This is a genomic window from Candidatus Nitrosopumilus salarius BD31 (assembly GCF_000242875.2).
Taxonomy (GTDB): domain Archaea; phylum Thermoproteota; class Nitrososphaeria; order Nitrososphaerales; family Nitrosopumilaceae; genus Nitrosopumilus; species Nitrosopumilus salarius.
Genome location: NZ_AEXL02000064.1, coordinates 1 through 2791 on the forward strand (window position 1 = coordinate 1; position 2791 = coordinate 2791).

At 33.1% G+C, this 2791-nt stretch carries 5 protein-coding genes and 2 pseudogenes; 2 read left to right on the forward strand and 5 right to left on the reverse strand.

Going from position 1 to position 2791, the window contains the following annotated elements:
• Together BD31_RS10660 and BD31_RS02905 are read right to left on the reverse strand one after the other, a co-directional pair.
• Positions 1-115: pseudogene (locus BD31_RS10660) on the reverse strand (asparagine synthase); the annotation flags it as partial.
• Complete coding sequence (locus BD31_RS02905) at positions 64-774, reverse strand: asparagine synthase C-terminal domain-containing protein (protein WP_008298281.1); 711 nt, start codon at positions 772-774, stop codon at positions 64-66. The gene BD31_RS02905 and the pseudogene BD31_RS10660, both read right to left, overlap by 52 nt.
• Before the next feature lie 107 nt (positions 775-881).
• On the opposite strand from BD31_RS02905, the gene BD31_RS02910 reads away from it, so the two are divergent.
• Entirely contained in the window at positions 882-1298 is a 417-nt protein-coding gene (locus tag BD31_RS02910; RefSeq protein ID WP_048097395.1) for a transcriptional regulator, read from the forward strand.
• Here the strand turns inward: BD31_RS02910 and BD31_RS02915 are convergent.
• Together BD31_RS02915 and BD31_RS02920 are read right to left on the reverse strand one after the other, a co-directional pair.
• Complete coding sequence (locus BD31_RS02915) at positions 1295-1609, reverse strand: ribonuclease P subunit p25 family protein (RefSeq protein WP_048097393.1); 315 nt, start codon at positions 1607-1609, stop codon at positions 1295-1297. The genes BD31_RS02910 and BD31_RS02915 overlap by 4 nt on opposite strands.
• Before the next feature lie 51 nt (positions 1610-1660).
• Positions 1661-2158, reverse strand: coding sequence for a DNA-directed RNA polymerase subunit K (locus tag BD31_RS02920; RefSeq protein ID WP_008298286.1), 498 nt, complete (start codon positions 2156-2158; stop codon positions 1661-1663).
• A 43-nt stretch (positions 2159-2201) separates the two neighbouring features.
• Here BD31_RS02920 and BD31_RS02925 point away from each other — a divergent pair, with 43 nt between their 5' ends.
• Positions 2202-2597 carry a cyclophilin-like fold protein gene (locus BD31_RS02925; RefSeq protein WP_008298277.1) on the forward strand — a complete coding sequence of 132 codons (396 nt, stop codon included), beginning with the start codon at positions 2202-2204 and terminating at the stop codon, positions 2595-2597.
• Here BD31_RS02925 and BD31_RS02930 read toward each other — a convergent pair.
• A pseudogene (locus tag BD31_RS02930) lies at positions 2579-2791 on the reverse strand (MarR family transcriptional regulator); the annotation flags it as partial. The gene BD31_RS02925 and the pseudogene BD31_RS02930 sit on opposite strands and share 19 nt — an antisense overlap.

A 2791-nucleotide genomic window follows, 5' to 3' on the forward strand; every position in this document is an offset into this window, starting at 1 on the left:
TTTCTACTGTTAATTTCTTCTCCACAAATGTCTCTTCATTGATTACCGATTCAAACAAATTTGTCAGACCTGCAGTTCCAGAACCATCTTGCATGGGTGATTTTTCCCTCCACACAATCTGTTTTGGAATGACTTTTTCAAAGGTTTTGCGTAAAATCCACTTTCCATGTTTTTACCGTTCTCTTCTCTTACTTTGAGACTGACTGGAATTTTATTGGCAAGACTGATTACTGATTCATTTAGAAATGGAGATTCTATGTTTACTCTCAATGCCTTTCCAATTTCCTGTGTAGGAAAGTGCATTACTGAGCATACTCGTTTGATCTCTTTTTCTAACTCTTCTTCTGATTTATTTATCAAAAAACTATACCCTGCAAACAATTCATCAGCACCATCTCCTGTGATGATTGATTTTTCGCCTTTATCTTTTGCCCATTTTATTGCAAGATACATCACAACATTATTTCGAATCTCAATGTCGTTGAAATTTTTTAAAATTTTTATTGTTTCCTCGATTGCTTCAAGAATTACCGCTGTCTTTACGTTGACTATTGATAAATCTAAACCCATATCCTTTGAAACTATTTGACAATATGTCAGATCTGTTGAAACAAAGTCTTCTGCAATAACTGCAACAGCTTTCGGTTTTTTATTTTTTAGAAAATGTGCAATTATCGTACTGTCTAGTCCTCCAGACAATGAAATTAAATTTGATTGACACGAGTTGCAAGACTCTTCTAAAACTTTGTAAATATTTTTAAAAAGTTCATCCAATGCATTTTCAATTCTTTTGAAATTAAAATAGCTATGCCTAACTCTGAGTCTGAATGGTTGGACATTTTGTTGGAAGCTTTAAATTCTTTATCAAGTTCTTGAGATTAATGTTACTTCCTGCAGAAATAGAATCTAAAACTCTGATTCCAGCATTACGTGCTATTTTGGCCAAAAAACTTGCTGAAGAACATAATATTAGAGAAGATGAAATTTCTAAAATGCTTGGTGTTACACAAGCAGCAATTAGTAATTACATCAGAGGTACTAGAGGTGACCCTTCTCTTATTGCAAAACTATTGGCAGAAAAACAAGTTGCGATTATGATTGATGAGTTGAGTGATAATCTTTCATCAGACATGGCATACACTCCATCAAGTCTTTCAAAATTCATTGGATTATGTAATTACATCAAATCCAGCTTGTTGATTTGTGAGATTCATCATAACCTGGAATCAAACATTGATGAACAAGTATGCAAAGAATGTGAAAACATGCTTCTAAAAGGCCCTGGAAGCGTTTACTAGATTTTAATTAAAATAATTTCTATCGTAGATGTCATATTTCCAATTCCAGCTGCTGCCACTGTATCCAAATAAATTTTTTCAATTTTTGAATTTCCATTTAACATTTTTTCTGTTATGATGTTGGCCACAGCCACTGCATTTGGAATTGAATTTCCTCTAGATTTTAGAATCACTCTATTTTTTTTCCCTAAAATTGGCAGTACGTCAATAGCTGATTGCATTACAGGATCATTTCCAATATTTATTATGGTATCTTCAGACTTTGCGGTCTGCTCTTGACCATACGTTTCAATTGATTCTTCCATGAGCATTATTCAATAATTAGCAATTTTATGTTCTTTTAAGTTTTATCGACGATAGGTTCATCTATCAAAATAGTCAATTGGTATGTTTTGGTAATCCCCATTTGGTAACACCCTTCTAATTGTAATTGGAATTACTCTTTGTTCTAATTCTTCCATTGAAATATCTAATGATATTCTTGCATTCTTTGGAATTGGAATGAATGGCGGTGCTCCTAATGATAATTGTAATGCTCTTGCTCCCATTATTCTTGCTTTTTCAAATCTTGTCAATGTTGGTGGTCCGATTGTAATCTTTCCTTTTTCACATGGAATTTCTATTGGTTCGTGTTCTTCAATTCTCTCTACCACTTCTCTTTCTTCAATCTCTTTGATTCTTTTCTCTAGATTTTCCTGTTCTTTTTCAGTTAGTGGTTCTATACCGTCATTTTTTTCAATTAATTTTCGATAAGTATCAATTGCTTTGTTTAATCCTGCGTTTTCCTCTGGTTCAACATCTAGAAGTTCTTCGGATTCTGGAGCAACCTCTAACACTTCAATTTCTTCAGTATCAGACAAGTAACGAATTTTTCTTAAAACGTTATATAATCTAATCAGTTTAATGTACGAATTGAGTACATCTTCAGTCTCGAAAAAACAACTCATTTTGGAAATTCGTGGAAAAGCAAAAATCCAATGTGATCTTAAACGTCATCTATCTCCAAAAACTGTTGGAATTATTATGAGATCATTACCGTTGGAAGGACATGCTCATCAGTTAGGAAATAGTATTTTTTATTTTGAAACTAATATTGATTCTGGAATTGAAAGATCAAGATCTGAATTTAAAAAAGGCGATGTAGCATTTTTGCCTTCAACTGGTAGTATCTGTTTTTTTATCAATGATATTGCGTCTGGAAAAACTATGACTCCTATTGGACAATTGGGTGAAAATATTGATGCCTTAAAAGATGTGAAATCTGGTGATGTTTTTTGTATCTATGAGGATGCTGCTTGATACAAATGATGTCCTGAGTATCCGCCCACTTTTTTTACAGTTCCTTTGATTGCAGCTTCTTTTAGGAATCTATTTGCTGCAGAAATTTTGACTCCTGTTTGTCTGGCAAGATCTTGAACTGTAACTACTTTTGAACCTTGAATGATTTTCATAGCTTGCTGCTCATTTACCATAACTGTGATCTCTGCTTTTCT